This window comes from Bradyrhizobium sp. NAS80.1 (genome assembly GCF_001908205.1).
Classification (GTDB): domain Bacteria; phylum Pseudomonadota; class Alphaproteobacteria; order Rhizobiales; family Xanthobacteraceae; genus Bradyrhizobium.
The window spans coordinates 1-15,258 of sequence record NZ_LGHL01000144.1 but is presented as its reverse complement, the minus strand read 5'-3'; the positions used below and the strand labels follow the sequence as shown (position 1 = coordinate 15,258).

The window sequence follows — 15,258 nt, the reverse complement described above, 5'->3', positions numbered from 1 at the left end:
TGACGGCAGCTTGGTAAAAAACTCAAGCATCGCCTTGCGGCTAAGCCGCTTCCGCAACGCTACCCGTTCTGAAGCATCCACCCCATGCAGTTGAAAAATATACTTCGACGTATCCATCCCAATGCGGATAATCTGGCTCACGGACGGCTCCTGTGAATGAGTTTCTGACAACCTCATTCTGGCACATTGATGCCGTAGGGGGCGGTCCACCCCATCAACCCCGGGGAGAGGTTTGGCGCGAAGTTGGCAACCGCGAGTCTTCGCCAAACTCTATTCTGCGCTCCGCTTCGCTGCGCTTGTCCGGGACGACAGCTGAGGTCGCTTCGCGAGTGTCGTTCGCGCCGCTCTCCCGACCTTTATGAGATTCCTATAACTTCGCCATAGCCCTCGTCTCGAAAACCTATGCCCGGGGTGGCACTTCAGCACGGTCAAAAGTTCCGGCCAGTGCTCACGGAAATGCGTTGCGTGTCGTTGCCCGCGCGCCCGCCGGAATCCCGAGAATTGGTTGCGCCGGACATAGAGGCGTAACGAGGAGCATCCCCATGATGGACATTCTGATGCTGGCGCTGGCGGCAGCCTTCTTCGCGCTGGCGATAGGCTACACCTACGCCTGCGAACGGCTGTGACGGAGCGGACCATGATCTTCGATTACTCGCTCGCCGGCGCTGTCTCGTTCGGCCTCCTGATCTATCTCATCTACGCGCTGTTGCGGCCCGAGCGGTTCTGAGCCGTGCTGCTGCTTCTCAAATTGCTGCTGGCGGACGCCGTGCTCGTCGCCTGCCTGTTGACGGTGCTCCTGCCGCTGCTGCGCCGGGCACCAAGCCTGAAGGGTTGATTCCATGACCATGATCGGTTGGCTCCAGATCATTCTCTTTTGCGTCATCATCGTCGCGACGACCAAGCCGCTCGGCTGGTACATGACGCGCGTGTTCAACGGCGAGCGAACCTTCCTGTCGCCGGTTCTGCGCCCCATCGAGGCCGGCATCTACTGGATCTCCGGTGTCGACGAGAGGCGTGAGCAGCACTGGTTGACCTATACGGTCTCCATGCTGCTGTTCCACATCGGGGGCTTCCTCATCATCTACGGCGTGATGCGCCTGCAGGCCATGCTGCCCTTCAATCCGGCCGGGCAGTCGGCGGTCGCCGAGGATCTCTCCTTCAACACCGCGATCTCCTTCATCACTAATACCAACTGGCAGAACTACGGCGGCGAGAGCACGGTGTCCTATCTCGTGCAGATGCTCGGCCTGACGCACCAGAATTTCCTGTCGGCCGCAACCGGCATCGCGCTCGCGGTGGCTCTGATCCGCGGCTTCTCGCGCGCCTCGATGCGCACGATCGGCAATTTCTGGGTCGACGTCACCCGCACCACGCTTTACGTGCTGCTGCCGATCTGCGTCGTCTACTGCCTGTTCCTCGTCTCGCAGGGCATGCCGCAGACACTGGGCGACTACGTCGAGGCGACCACACTCGAGGGCGCCAAGCAGACCATCGCGGTCGGTCCTGTCGCAACGCAGGTCGCGATCAAGATGCTCGGCACCAATGGCGGCGGCTTCTTTAACGCCAATGCCGCGCATCCCTTCGAGAATCCGACCGCGCTGTCGAACCTCGTGCAGATGCTGTCGATCTTCCTGATCGGCGCGGCCCTGACCAACGTGTTCGGTCGCATGGTTTGCAACCAGCGCCAGGGCTGGGCGATCCTGGCCGTGATGGGCGTGCTGTTCGTCGCCGGTGTCACCGTCACCTATTGGGCGGAATCCAACGGCACCTCGACGCTGCAGGCGCTGGGTCTGACCGGTGGCAATATGGAAGGCAAGGAAGTCCGATTCGGCATCGTCGCGTCCTCGCTGTTCGCCGTCGTCACCACCGCGGCATCCTGCGGCGCGGTCAACGCCATGCACGACAGCTTCACCGCGCTCGGCGGCATGATCCCGCTGATCAACATGCAGCTCGGTGAAATCATCATCGGCGGTGTCGGCGCCGGCCTCTATGGCATGCTGTTGTTCGTCATTCTCGCGATCTTCGTCGCGGGCCTGATGGTCGGCCGCACGCCGGAATATGTCGGCAAGAAGATCGAGGCGCGCGAGGTCAAGATGGCGATGCTCGCGATCCTGGTGCTGCCGCTGATGTATCTCGGCTGGACCGCGGTCGGCGTGGTCTATCCGGCCGCAGTCGCCTCCATGGCGAATGCCGGCCCGCACGGCTTCACCGAGGTGCTCTACGCCTACACGTCGTCGACCGGAAACAACGGCTCGGCGTTTGCGGGCCTCACCGGCAATACCCTCTTCTACAACCTGACGCTGGCTTCCGCGATGTTCGTCGGCCGCTTCTTCATGATCATTCCGGCGATGGCGATTGCCGGCTCCCTGGCGGGCAAGAAGACGCATCCGCCGTCAGCCGGCACGTTCCCGACCACTGGTGGTCTGTTCGTCGGCCTCGTCATCGGTGTGATCCTGATCATCGGCGGCCTGACCTTCTTCCCGGCACTCGCGCTCGGCCCGATCGTCGAGCACCTTGCGATGAACGCCGGCAACGTCTTCTGATCGAATATGTCTGGAGTGACCTCCATGGAAACCATGAAACTGCAAAAGCGCGCTTCCGTCTCGGCGATGCTCGATCCGAAGATCGTTGTGCCGGCGATCCGCGCGGCCTTCACCAAGCTCGATCCGCGGTTGATGGTGAAGAACCCCGTGATGTTCGTGGTCGAGATTGTGGCCGCGCTCACCACGGTGATCTTCCTGCGTGATCTCGTGACGGGCGGCGCGAACCTCGCCTTCACCTTCCAGATCATCCTCTGGCTGTGGTTTACGGTGCTGTTCGCCAACTTCGCCGAAGCAGTAGCTGAGGGGCGCGGCAAGGCGCAGGCAGATTCGCTGCGCAAGACCCGCACCGAGAGCCAGGCCAAGCTCCTGACCGGCGCAGGCCGGAATTTCAAGCTGGTGCCGGGCACGAGCCTCAAGGTCGGCGACATCGTGCTGGTCGAGGCCGGTGACACCATTCCCTCCGACGGCGAGGTGATCGAGGGCGTGGCGTCCGTCAACGAGGCCGCCATTACCGGCGAATCCGCGCCGGTCATTCGCGAGTCCGGTGGTGACCGCTCGGCGGTGACCGGCGGCACGCAGGTGCTGTCCGACTGGATCCGCGTCCGCATCACGGCCGCGCAGGGCTCGACCTTCATCGACCGCATGATCAGGCTGGTCGAGGGCGCCGAGCGGGCGAAGACGCCGAACGAGATCGCGCTCAACATCCTGCTCGCCGGTCTCACCATCATCTTCGTGTTCGCCACCGTCACCATCCCGAGCTACGCGACCTATGCCGGCGGCTCGATTTCAGTGATCATCCTGGTCGCCCTGTTCGTGACGCTGATCCCGACCACGATCGGCGCGCTGCTCTCGGCGATCGGCATCGCCGGCATGGACCGCCTGGTGCGCTTCAACGTGCTTGCGATGTCCGGTCGCGCGGTCGAAGCGGCTGGTGACGTCGATACGCTGCTGCTCGACAAGACCGGCACGATCACCCTCGGCAACCGGCAGGCCACCGCCTTCCGCCCGGTCCGCGGCGTGACCGAGCAGGAGCTGGCGGACGCAGCCCAGCTCGCCTCGCTCGCCGACGAGACCCCGGAAGGCCGCTCCATCGTCGTGCTGGCGAAGGAGAAGTACGGCATCCGCGGCCGCGACATGGCCGAGCTGGGGGCCACCTTCATCCCGTTCACGGCGCAGACCCGCATGAGCGGCGTCGATGCCGGCGGCTCGTCGGTGCGCAAGGGCGCCATCGATGCGATGCTCAACTATGTCGGCGGCGGCGCGCCGCTGGCCGTCGCCTCCGGCAACGCCGCGCGCGCCGTTCAGCCTGGGGGGCTCTCGGACGTCGGCCGCGAGATCCAGGCCATTGCCGACGAGGTGTCGAAGTCCGGCGGCACGCCGCTGGCGGTGGCCAAGGACGGCAAGCTGCTCGGTGTCATCCAGCTCAAGGACATCGTCAAGGGTGGCATTCGCGAGCGCTTCGCAGAGCTGCGCCGCATGGGCATCCGTACCATCATGATCACCGGCGACAACCCGATGACGGCGGCCGCCATCGCAGCGGAGGCGGGCGTCGACGATTTCCTCGCGCAGGCCACCCCCGAGGACAAGCTCAAGCTGATCCGCGACGAGCAGGCCAAGGGCAAGCTGGTCGCCATGTGCGGCGACGGCACCAATGACGCGCCGGCGCTCGCGCAGGCCGACGTCGGTGTCGCCATGAACACCGGCACGCAGGCCGCCCGTGAGGCAGGCAACATGGTCGATCTCGACTCCAACCCGACCAAGCTGATCGAGGTGGTCGAGATCGGCAAGCAGCTGCTGATGACGCGCGGTGCGCTGACGACGTTCTCGATCGCCAACGACGTCGCAAAGTATTTTGCGATCATCCCGGCGATGTTCCTGGCGTTCTATCCCCAGCTCAACGTGCTCAACATCATGAACCTGTCGAGCCCGCAGAGCGCCATCCTGTCGGCGATCATCTTCAACGCGCTGATCATCGTCGCGCTGATCCCGCTGGCGCTGAAGGGCGTCGCTTACCGTGCGGTCGGCGCCGGTGCGCTGCTCCGCCGCAACCTGCTGATCTACGGCCTCGGCGGTATCGTCATTCCCTTCATCGGCATCAAGGCGATCGACCTCGTCGTCGCCGCCTTGCACCTGGCTTAACGCTGTCATTGCGAGGAGGGAAGCGACGAAGCAATCCAGACTGCCTTCGCGGAAAAACTCTGGATTGCCTCGCTTCGCTCGCAATGACGGAAGACATAGGAGACCAACATGCTCAGAGAAATTCGCCCTGCCATCGTCCTCTCGCTGGTGCTCACCGCCATCACGGGCCTGGCCTACCCGCTCGCGATGACCGCTATTTCCGGCGTGATCTTCCCCGAACAGGCGCAAGGCAGCCTGATCGAGAAGGACGGCAAGGTGATCGGCTCTGCCCTGATCGGGCAGGAATTCAAGAGCGACAAATATTTCCACGGCCGCCCCTCGGCGACGCCGGCGCCGGACCCGAATGATTCGACCAAGACGGTGTCCGCGCCCTACAACGCCGCCAACTCGGGCGGCTCGAACCTTGGCCCGACCAGCAAGGCGCTGGCCGACCGGTTGAAGGAGGACGTGGACAAGCTGAAGGCTGAAAACCCGAACGTCGCCGTTCCGGTCGATCTGGTGACGACCTCCGGCAGCGGGCTCGATCCGGACATTTCGCCGGAGGCTGCGCAATTCCAGGTGCCCCGTGTGGCCAAGGCGCGTAATATATCGGAAGACCAGCTGAGGCAGCTCGTGGCCTCCAACACCCAGGGGCGTCTGTTCGGGCTGCTTGGCGAACCCAGGGTTAACGTTCTTGCGCTGAACCTCGCACTCGACAGCGCATCCGCGAAGTAGCGGTCTAGGCCCGGGATGCTTGGATGACTATATTGGCGTGATGGTCCGAGAGCGCCGCGATCCCGAACAACGTCCGTCTCCCGAAGCGCTGCTGGAAGCAGCGCGCCGGGAAGAGAGCGCTAGCGGCAAGCTGAAGATCTTCGTCGGCGCCGCCCCCCGGCGTCGGCAAGACCTACGAGATGCTGCTGAGCGCCCATGCCAGGCGCAAGGCCGGCATCGACGTTGTGGTCGGCTTCGTCGAGACCCATGGCCGGGCCGAGACCGAGGCGCTGCTGCGCGACCTCGAAGTCGTCCCGCGCAAGAGGCTCGACTATCGCGGCCAGGTGGTCGAGGAGATGGACCTCGATGCCGTGATCGCACGGCGCCCGCAGCTGGCCCTGGTCGACGAGCTCGCCCACACCAATGCGGCCGGCAGCCGTCATCCGAAACGCTATCTCGACGTCGAGGAGCTGCTCTCCCACGGCATCGACGTCTATACCGCCGTCAACATCCAGCACATCGAGAGCCTGAACGACGTCGTCGCCCAGATCACCCATGTGCGGGTGCGCGAGACCGTGCCGGACTCGGTGTTCGACCGCGCCGACGCGATCGAGCTGATCGACCTCACACCGGACGATTTGATCCAGCGGCTGAAAGAGGGCAAGGTCTATGTTCCGAAGCAGGCCGAGCGGGCGCTGGAGCATTATTTTTCTCCGGGCAATCTGACCGCGCTGCGCGAGCTCGCGCTGCGGCGCACGGCCGAGCGGGTCGACGAACAGCTCCTCACTCACATGCAGGCGAATGCCATCGCCGGCCCCTGGGCGGCCGGCGAGCGCATCCTCGTGTGCGTCAGCGAGGATCCGCGCGCGGCTAGCCTCGTGCGCTACACCAAGCGGCTGGCCGACCGACTGCATGCGCCGTTCACCGCGATCTCGATCGAGACGCGGCGATCCCTGCAATTGTCCGATGAGGAGCGCGACCGACTGGCCGATACGCTGCGGCTCACAGAATCGCTCGGCGGCGAGGCGCTGACCATCCCTGCCGTCGGTCGCCGCATCGCCGACGACGTCATCAACTTCGCGCAAGCCAACAACGTCACCCAGATCGTGATCGGAAAATCGACCCGATCGCGCTGGTTCGAGCTGACGCGCGGGTCCGTCGTGCACGATCTCGTCCGCCGTGCGGGCAATATCAGCGTTCACGTCATCCCAGGCGACGAGCTCCCCGACGAGCCGATGCCGAAAGCGGCGGTGCAGACCGCGGCGCGGTCGGAGCAGTTCGACGCGTTACCCTATCTCAAGGCGCTCGGGATCACTGCGCTCGGCCTTGCTGCGGCCGCCGTGATCAAGCCGCGGTTTGGCGTCGAAAACGTCGATCTGGTGTTCTTGACTGCAGTGGTCATCGTTGCGGTGCGCTATGGGCTGTGGCCGTCGCTGCTTGCGAGCATATTGGCCTCGCTCGCCTATAACTTCTTCTTTCTGCCGCCGGTCTATACTTTCACCATCACCGATCCGACCAATGTCGTGGCGTTCTTCTTCTTCATGCTGATCGCCGTGCTGGTCTCGAACGTCGCCGGGCGGGTGCGTACGCAGGCCGACACCGCGATCGGTCGCATCCGCACGACAGAGCAGCTCTATGCGTTCAGCCGCAAGCTTGCCAGCACCGGCACGCTCGACGACGTGCTGTGGGCAACCGCCTATCAGACGGCGCTTATGCTGAAGGTTCGCGTGGTCCTGCTGCTACCGGAGGAGGGGCTGCTCACGGTGAAATCCGGCTATCCACCCGAGGATCAGCTTGATCAAGCCGACCTCGCCGCCGCCAACTGGGCCTGGAGCAATGATCGTCCCGCCGGCCGCGGCTCGGACACGTTGCCAGGCGCAAAACGGCTATTCCTGCCGATGCGCACGGGGCGCGGCGCGATCGGTGTCATTGGCATCGACAACGATCGCACCGGGCCATTGCTGACGCCGGATCAGCGCCGGCTGCTCGATGCGCTCGTCGACCAGGGCGCACTGGCGATCGAGCGCGTGCAGCTGGTCGAGGACGTGGACCGCGTCAAGCGCACCGTCGAGTCCGAGCGGCTACGCTCGGCGCTGTTGACCTCGATCTCGCATGACCTGAAGACGCCGCTCGCCTCCGTGCTCGGCGCGGCTTCGACCATGCGCGATCTCGCCGGCGCGCTGTCCGACACCGAGAAGCGCGATCTGCTGGCCACCGTGATCGACGAGTCCGAGCGGCTCAACCGCTTCATCGCCAATCTGCTCGACATGACCAAGCTCGAATCCGGCGCCATCGTGCCCAATACGGCGCTGCACGATCTCGGCGAGATCATCGGCAGCGCGCTGCGGCGCGCCAGCAAGATCCTCACCGCCCACAAGGTCGAGCTGATACTCGCAGCGGATCTGCCGATGCTCCAGTTAGATGCCGTTCTGTTCGAGCAGGTGTTGTTCAACCTGCTCGATAACGCCGCGAAGTATTCATCGCCTGACACTACGATCTCGATCCGCAGCCATCGCGAGCGGGACCAGGTGGTGCTAGAGATCGCCGACGAGGGTGGCGGCATTCCGCCCGACGAGCTCGAGAGCGTTTTTGACAAATTCTATCGCGTGCAGAAGGGCGACCATGTCCGCCCCGGCACCGGGCTCGGGCTCGCCATCTCCCGCGGCTTTGTCGAGGCGATGCGCGGCACGATTTCGGCCGCCAACCGCAGCGACCGCAGCGGGGCGGTTCTGACCATCCGCCTGCCCGTACCGGCACAGACCCACGCATTGGATACCGCCGCATGAGTGCTGCCCTAATCAAGGTCCTGGTCATCGACGACGAGCCGCCGATCCGCAAATTGCTGCGGATGGGGCTGACCACGCAGGGCTACGAGATCCTGGAAGCATCGAGCGGCAAGACCGCGCTCGAGAAGCTTGCCGAGGAGCCGGCGCTGATCATCCTCGATCTCGGCCTGCCCGACATCCAGGGCCACGAGCTGCTCCGCACCATCCGCGCCCGCAACGACGGCGTGCCGATCGTGGTGCTGTCGAGCCGGGGAGACGAAGCCGGCAAAGTGCAGGCGCTCGATCTCGGGGCCGACGATTATCTGACCAAGCCGTTCGGTATGGACGAGCTGCTGGCCCGCCTGCGCGCCGCGCTGCGGCACCAGCTGCAAGTCAAGGGCGAGCGGCCGGTGTTCCGTACCGGCGATCTCTCGGTCGATCTCGTCCGCCGCATCGTCAAGGTCGGTGAGCGCGAGGTGAAGCTGTCGCCGAAGGAGTACGATCTCTTGCGCGTGCTGGTGCAGCACGCCGGCAAGGTGCTGACCCACCGCTTCCTGCTCAAGGAACTCTGGGACGAGCTGACCGACGCGCAATACTTACGCGTCTACGTCCGCCAGCTCCGCCAGAAGATCGAAGCAGATCCCGAACGGCCGCAATATGTGCTGACGGAGACCGGGATCGGGTATCGGCTGAAGGCGGGGGATTAGCCTCAGCCGTCATTCCGGGGCGCGCGTCAGCGCGAGCCCGGAATCCATTTCTCAACCCGTCACACGTGTCACGATGGATTCCGGGCTCGATGCTTCGCATCGCCCCGGAATGACAGACCTCTCTATCCGGCCCTCCTGTGTCGCGTCGTGGACCGATGCGTCTTCCTTGCGGATCGCTGCCGCCCGGTCGCCCTGCGCGCGTGCGACTTCACTGCCGTCCTCTTCCCGCCGCGCCCCTTCAGGCTCTGCTTCAGCGCGTCCATCAGGCTGATGACGTTGCTCGGCCGCTCCTCGGGCTCCGGCAGCTCGATCTTCTTGCCGCTGGCCTTGCGCTTCACCAACGCCTTCAGCGCGGTCTCGTACTCGTCCTTGAATTTGCTCGGGTCGAAATGCGCGGCCTTGGTGTGCAGGATGTGGCCGGCGAGCTCGATCATGTCCTTGGTGATCTTCGGGCTCTTGATATCGTCGAAGAACTGGTCCTCGTCGCGCAGCTCGTAGGGATACCGCAGCGTGGTGCCGAGCAGGCCCTTGCCGAGCGGCTCAATCGCGATGACATGCTCGCGGTTGGTCAGCACGATTTTGGCGAGCGCCACGCGCTCCTGGTCCTTCATGGCATCGCGGATCACCGCAAAGGCGTCGACCGCGGCCTTACCGTCGGGCGCGATGTAGTAGGGGTGGTTGAGATAACGTTGGTCGATCTCTTCGCTCGGAACAAAGCTCTCGATGTCGATGGTGTGATTGCTTTCGATCTGGACGGACTCGAGCTCCTCCGGCTCGACCTCGACATACTTGCCCTTGCGCAGCTCATAGCCGCGTCCCTTCTGGTCGCTCTCGACCACGTCACCGGTCTCGGAATCCACCATCTGCTGCTTGAGCCGGTTGCCGGTCTCGCGGTTGATCAGGTGAAAGTGCGTCTTCGCGGCCGCCGTGGTTGCCGGATAAAGCACCACCGGGCAGCTGACCAGCGACAGTTTCAACGTTCCCTTCCAATAGGCGCGCGGAGCCATTCCATTCTCCAGTGATTTCAACGCGTTTTGGAACCCCAACCGTCCCATAGGGTTTTGGTTCCGGGTGGGACTTTTGCCGTGATAGGCTCCAACGCTGAAAGAGAATGCGGGACCGGCTGTGCTGCGAAAACTCTCCACCTACCGACAGAAGCGGGATTTCGAAAAGACGCCGGAGCCCTCCGGCGAGACTGCGGTCGCGCCGTCGAAGCAGCGGCGCTTCGTCATCCAGAAGCACGATGCGACGCGGCTGCACTACGATTTCCGCCTCGAATTCGATGGCGTCTTCAAGTCCTGGGCCGTGACGAAGGGGCCTTCGCTCGATCCGCATGACAAGCGGCTGGCTGTGGAGGTCGAAGACCATCCGCTCGACTATGGCGATTTCGAAGGCACGATTCCGGAAGGACAGTATGGCGGCGGCACGGTGATGCTGTGGGACCGTGGCACCTGGGACTCCGACGATCCCGAAGCCGGCTTCAAGAAAGGCGATCTCAAGTTCACGCTGCACGGCGAGAAGCTGCATGGAAGCTGGGTGCTGGTGCGCATGCGCAATGACCGCACCGGTGGCAAGCGCACCAACTGGCTGCTGATCAAGCATCGCGACGAATATGCGCGCGAGGGTGAAGACATTCTCAGCGAAGACAAGTCGGTGGCGTCTGGCCGCGCGATGGCGCAGATTGCCGATGGCAAGGGACGTGCGCCGAAGCCGTTCATGCTGGCGAAGGGCGCCAAGGGCAAGGCCGATGCGGTCTGGCAGTCCAACCGCGCTGCGGAGACGAGAGGGCGTACCGTCAAGCCGGCGCCTCGCACGGCATTGAAGGCCGGCCAGGCGGCGAAGAAGACAGCCACGTCCGCGACCAACGCCAAAAAGGTCGTGGAGATGCCGGACTTCGTGGCGCCGCAGCTCTGCACTTCGGTCGAGCGCCCGCCGGGCGGCGAGGGCTGGTGCCACGAGATCAAGTTCGACGGCTACCGCGTGCAGCTTCGTGTCGAGGACGGCAAGGCGACGCTGAAGACGCGGAAGGGCCTCGACTGGACCGAAAAGTTCGCGGCGATCGCGAAGGAAGCCGGTGCGCTGCCGGACGTGATGATCGACGGTGAGATCGTTGCGCTCGACCACGACGGTGCTCCGAATTTCTCATCGCTCCAGGCGGCGCTGTCGGACGGCAAGACCGAGGACCTGATCTTCTTCGCCTTCGATCTCCTGTTCGCCGATGGTCTGGATTACCGCCGTCTGCCGCTTGGCGAGCGCAAGGCGCAGCTCAAGCAATTGCTCGAGGCCCGCAAACGCAAGTCGAGCCAGATCCGCTATGTCGAGCATTTCTTGAGCGGCGGAGATGCGGTGTTGAAATCGGCCTGCAAGCTCGAGCTCGAGGGCGTGGTGTCGAAGAAGCTGGATTCGCCCTATCGCTCCGGCCGGACTGAGAGCTGGACCAAGGCAAAATGCCGCGCCGGCCATGAGGTCGTGATCGGCGGCTACAAGACCACCAACGGCAAATTCCGCTCGCTGATGGCGGGTGTGCATCGCGGAGATCATCTCGCTTTCGTCGGCATGGTCGGCACCGGTTTTGGTGCGGACAAGGTCAAGCGCATCATGCCGTCGCTCAAGGCCGTGGAGGCCAAGGAAAGCCCCTTTGGCGGCAAGAATGCTCCAAAGAAGACGCGAGACGTGCATTGGCTGAAGCCGGAGCTCGTCGCCGAGATCGAATTCGCCGGCTTCACCGCCGACGGCAATATCCGTCAGGCCGCGTTCAAGGGCCTGCGGCAGGACAAGCCGGCCGAGGAGGTCGAGGCGGAGACGCCCGCAGATACCGCGCTAGCCAAGCCCTCCGCCAGGAAGCGTGCTGTGTCCAAGACAGGCAAGCGGCCGAAGGATGCCGCAACCTCCGAGGTCATGGGCGTCGTCATCTCGAAGCCGGACAAGGAGCTCTGGCCGGACGGCGGCGACGGCGAGGGCGTCACCAAGCTCGATCTCGCGCGCTACTTCGAGACAGTCGGCCCGTGGATGATCGAGCACCTGAAAGGGCGCCCGTGCTCGATCGTGCGTGCGCCTGACGGCATCGGCGGTGAAAGGTTCTTCCAGCGTCATGCCATGCAGGGCACATCGAACCTGCTCGAACTCGCCAGGGTCTCCGGCGATCGCAAGCCATATTTGCAGATCGATCGCGTCGAGGGGCTTGCCGCGGTCGCGCAGATCGGCGGCGTCGAGCTGCATCCCTGGAATTGCGCGCCCGACGCTTATGACACGCCGGGCCGGCTGGTGTTCGACCTCGACCCGGCGCCGGACGTCAGGTTCGCCGATGTCGTGGATGCCGCCAAGGAGATGCGGCAGCGGCTCGCGGATGTCGGCATGGAAAGCTTCTGCAAGACCACTGGCGGCAAGGGCCTTCACGTGGTGGTGCCGCTGCTCTACGGGGCGGGCGACAAGGTGAGCTGGAAGGAGGCCAAGGCGTTTGCGCAAGGCATCTGCCGGTGGATGGCGGATGACGATCCCGAGCGCTATCTGCTCAACATGTCCAAGAAGCTGCGCGACGGGAAGATTTTCCTGGACTATCTGCGCAACGATCGCCTGTCGACCGCGGTCGCTCCACTGTCGCCGCGCGCGCGCGATGGCGCGACCGTGTCGATGCCCGTCACGTGGGCGCAGGTGAAGGGCGACCTGGATCCGAAGCGATACACGGTGCGGACCGTGCCGGGCCTGCTGGCGCGTTCCAAGGCGTGGGAGGGCTATGAAGATGCGGCCGCGCCGATCAAGGCGGCGATGAAGAAGCTTGCGGGGAAGGTGAAGTAGGTCTCGTCGGTGACCTCAGCCGTAGGGTGGGTTAGCCGACGGCGTAACCCACCAGCGTGTTCTCTGAGCGAAGAGGTGGGCACGGCGCGTTGCGCCTTTGCCCATCTACGCAGTCGTGCCTGAGCTAAATCCGTCCCATCAAAAGCAGGATCAGCAGGATGACGATGATGAGTCCGAGGCCGCCGCCGCCATAGTAGCCGGTGCCGTAGAACGGACCGCCGCCGATGCCGCTGAACCCGCCGAGCAGGGCAATGATCAGAATGATCAGAATAATCGTACCGATAGACATGCGAATCTCCTCCAGCCCTCTTGTTGAACGGGTCGTCTGCATTTGTCCGATATGCGGGGGCAACTTGCCGTAGGTTTTGAAGTTCCGGTTTTAAAACAGGGCCGCCGGCCCGAGCTGCATGGAACCTTTGCCTGTCCGGCCGGCATGATTATGTGAGGATCAACCACCACGGGGCAGCGCCATGTCAGCACCGCTTGTCGTTTCCATTCCGCATCGTCTCGGCCGCGAGGAGGCGGTGCGACGGCTGAAGACCAGCCTCGGCCGCGCGGCGGCCAGCATCCCGGTGATACAGGTCGAGGAGCAGCGCTGGACCGGCGACAGTATGAATTTTCGCATTCGTGCGCTCGGGCAGATCGCGAGCGGCCAGGTCGACGTTGCCGACGACCATGTCAAGGTGCAGGTCATGCTGCCCTGGCTGTTGCAACGCTTCGCCGAGATGGCGCAGGCGACGATCCGTAAGCGCGGGCAGCTGCTGTTGACGAAGGACAAGGGAAAGTGAGTTTCAGGCGCGCACGCGCTGCCGCGCAGGCCTGATGGCGCTTGCTGCGCGGGCCTCGATGACAGCGGCGGGAATATCGCGGAAAGCCTGCGCCAGCGGCAGCTTGTTGCTGGCAAGACCCGGCGCGGTGTAGCCGGTGATGTCGACGGCTGCGTCAAAAGCTTCGGGCGCGGGCCATTTCCGGCCCGCCTGCGTGAAGGGCGCAAGCTGGCGTCCGATCACGATGATCGCTGCGGCACGGCCGTGGCAGCGGGCAAACGCGATGACATGATCGGCGTGTGTACCGCGCACCTCCAGCGGCTGATAGTCGCCTTGAGTGAAAACGCCGCCGAGCTCGTTGCGCAACTTGAGGAGATGTCGTGTCCAGGCCAGCTTGAGCTGGCCGTCCCGCCAGGTCTTGATCAAGCTGCTCAAGTCCGGGTCGTCCAGCGATTTCAACGCGGCATGTCGTGCGGAAAAGTCGACCGGGCGGCGGTTGTCGGGATCGACCAGCGACAGGTCCCAGAATTCGTTGCCCTGGTAGAAGTCGGGAACGCCGGGGAGCGTCGCCTTGAGCGTGAGCTGGCTCAGCGAATTCAGCGCGCCGAGCAATGCGACGCGGCGTGCTATGGTATGCAGCGTCTCGAGGAATTCGCCTGATAGCGCGGGATCGAGGATTTTCCCGATGAAGCTCCGCACACCGTTCTCGTAGAGCTCGTGCGGGTTGAGCCAGCTCGTCTCCTCCTTGCCCTCGCGCGCGGCCTTCAGCGCGTAGGCCTGGATGCGCTCGACAAAATCGGCATCCGGCCCCTCAAGGGGCCACGCGCCAAGCAAGGTCTGGTAGAGCATGTATTCGAACGTCGCCGACGGCGCGCGCAGATTGCCGCGGAGCGCGAGGTGCGGCGCGTTCAGGACCTTCCAGCGCGCCACCGTGCTGGTCCATTCGCCAGTGATCTCGCTGAGCGCCGCGATCCGCGCGCGGGCGTCCTCGCCGCGCTTGGTGTCGTGGGTCGCGGTTGCCGTCATTCCTTGCGGCCATTCTCTGGCGCGCGCTCGCATCGCCTCGTGGAAGGCTGGAACGGTGAGGCCGTTGCTCGCGGGATCACCGCCGACCTCGTTCAGCGCGAGCAGCCGGTGGAATTGATAGAAGGCGGTATCCTCCAGCGACTTCGCCATCAAGGGCCCGGTGAACTGCTGGACCTTCAGCGCGAAGCGGCGCACGCGCGGGACGCTGTGCTGCCGACGGCCGGGCTTGAGCAGATCCATCGTCAGGGCGTCACGCAGGAAGTCGAATATGCCGTCGTCCGCGGCGAACCATTCTGCACGGGCGTGTTCGATGGTGTCGTCGATCAGCTTGCGATCGAGCGCGGTCGGGCCGCTATGCGTCAGGTAAGTGCGATAGACCGGGAAGTGCAGCACGTAGAGCTCGAGCGCCTGCCGCAGGCTGTCGGCGGAAAAGTCGCGGGTCGAGTAATGCCCGTTGGCGATGCGCGCGAGCAGGCGCGTCAGCACGGTGAATTCGCTGGTGAGCAGCGTCTCCAGCACACGCCGCTTGGCATCCTTGACGTAAGGCGTGAGCCGCGGCGGCCGGTTGCTGATCTGGCGCCAGGTCTCGTCGAGCGCCTCCAATCCTTTCGCGTCGACCAGGACCTGGGTAATGACATTCATCCACTCGTAGCCGGTGGTGCCCTGAACGCCGGCGAAGTGTGGCAGGCGCTCGTGCTCGCACAGGATTTTTTCGATCACCGTATAGAACGGCTTTGTCTTTCCTTGCGCGTCGCGCACCAGCCGGCGCAGCCGCTGGCAATACTGCGCGGGATCGCGCAAGCCGTCGATGTGATCGAGGCGG

The 15,258-nt window shown here is 64.3% G+C and carries 10 protein-coding genes and 2 pseudogenes; 8 read left to right on the top strand and 4 right to left on the bottom strand.

The features are described from left to right. Nucleotides 1-141 (bottom strand): annotated as a pseudogene (locus AC629_RS49100) (IS110 family transposase); the annotation flags it as partial. A 496-nt stretch (nt 142-637) separates the two neighbouring features. Between AC629_RS49100 and AC629_RS30130 the strand changes: the two are divergent. From AC629_RS30130 to AC629_RS30105, 6 genes and pseudogenes are all read left to right on the top strand, one after another. After that, nucleotides 638-727: a K(+)-transporting ATPase subunit F gene (locus AC629_RS30130; RefSeq protein WP_084808483.1), complete on the top strand. Its 90-nt coding sequence runs from the start codon at nt 638-640 to the stop codon at nt 725-727. Between the two features lie 112 nt (nt 728-839). Beyond that, nucleotides 840-2,543, top strand: a complete 1,704-nt coding sequence (kdpA, locus tag AC629_RS30125) for a potassium-transporting ATPase subunit KdpA (RefSeq protein WP_084808482.1) — start codon at nt 840-842, stop codon at nt 2,541-2,543. 24 nt (nt 2,544-2,567) lie between these two features. Next, nucleotides 2,568-4,682: a potassium-transporting ATPase subunit KdpB gene (gene kdpB, locus AC629_RS30120; protein ID WP_084808481.1), complete on the top strand. Its 2,115-nt coding sequence runs from the start codon at nt 2,568-2,570 to the stop codon at nt 4,680-4,682. A gap of 108 nt (nt 4,683-4,790) precedes the next feature. Further along, on the top strand, nt 4,791-5,396 hold the full coding sequence (locus AC629_RS30115) for a K(+)-transporting ATPase subunit C (protein ID WP_084808480.1): 606 nt from the start codon (nt 4,791-4,793) through the stop codon (nt 5,394-5,396). A 40-nt stretch (nt 5,397-5,436) separates the two neighbouring features. Continuing rightward, nucleotides 5,437-8,161: pseudogene (locus AC629_RS30110) on the top strand (DUF4118 domain-containing protein). Further along, on the top strand, nt 8,158-8,847 hold the full coding sequence (locus AC629_RS30105; RefSeq protein ID WP_084808479.1) for a response regulator: 690 nt from the start codon (nt 8,158-8,160) through the stop codon (nt 8,845-8,847). Before AC629_RS30110 ends, AC629_RS30105 begins: the two are co-directional and overlap by 4 nt. Nucleotides 8,848-8,969: 122 nt before the next feature. On the opposite strand, the gene ku is transcribed toward AC629_RS30105, so the two are convergent. Next, nucleotides 8,970-9,854 (bottom strand): non-homologous end joining protein Ku, encoded by an 885-nt coding sequence (gene ku, locus AC629_RS30100; RefSeq protein WP_084808478.1) that lies wholly within the window; start codon nt 9,852-9,854, stop codon nt 8,970-8,972. Between the two features lie 118 nt (nt 9,855-9,972). On the opposite strand from ku, the gene ligD reads away from it, so the two are divergent. Continuing rightward, nucleotides 9,973-12,642, top strand: coding sequence for a DNA ligase D (ligD, locus tag AC629_RS30095; protein ID WP_084808477.1), 2,670 nt, complete (start codon nt 9,973-9,975; stop codon nt 12,640-12,642). A 124-nt stretch (nt 12,643-12,766) separates the two neighbouring features. Here ligD and AC629_RS30090 read toward each other — a convergent pair whose 3' ends face one another. Further along, the gene (locus tag AC629_RS30090; RefSeq protein ID WP_084808476.1) at nt 12,767-12,931 is read right to left on the bottom strand and encodes a DUF3309 family protein; all 165 of its coding nucleotides are present in this window, start codon (nt 12,929-12,931) and stop codon (nt 12,767-12,769) included. Between the two features lie 181 nt (nt 12,932-13,112). Here AC629_RS30090 and AC629_RS30085 point away from each other — a divergent pair, with 181 nt between their 5' ends. Continuing rightward, nucleotides 13,113-13,430, top strand: coding sequence for a polyhydroxyalkanoic acid system family protein (locus AC629_RS30085; RefSeq protein ID WP_084808475.1), 318 nt, complete (start codon nt 13,113-13,115; stop codon nt 13,428-13,430). Between the two features lie 3 nt (nt 13,431-13,433). On the opposite strand, the gene treY is transcribed toward AC629_RS30085, so the two are convergent. Beyond that, nucleotides 13,434-15,258, bottom strand: a 1,825-nt coding sequence (gene treY, locus AC629_RS30080; protein WP_084808474.1) for a malto-oligosyltrehalose synthase, incomplete at its 5' end; no start/stop codon positions are given.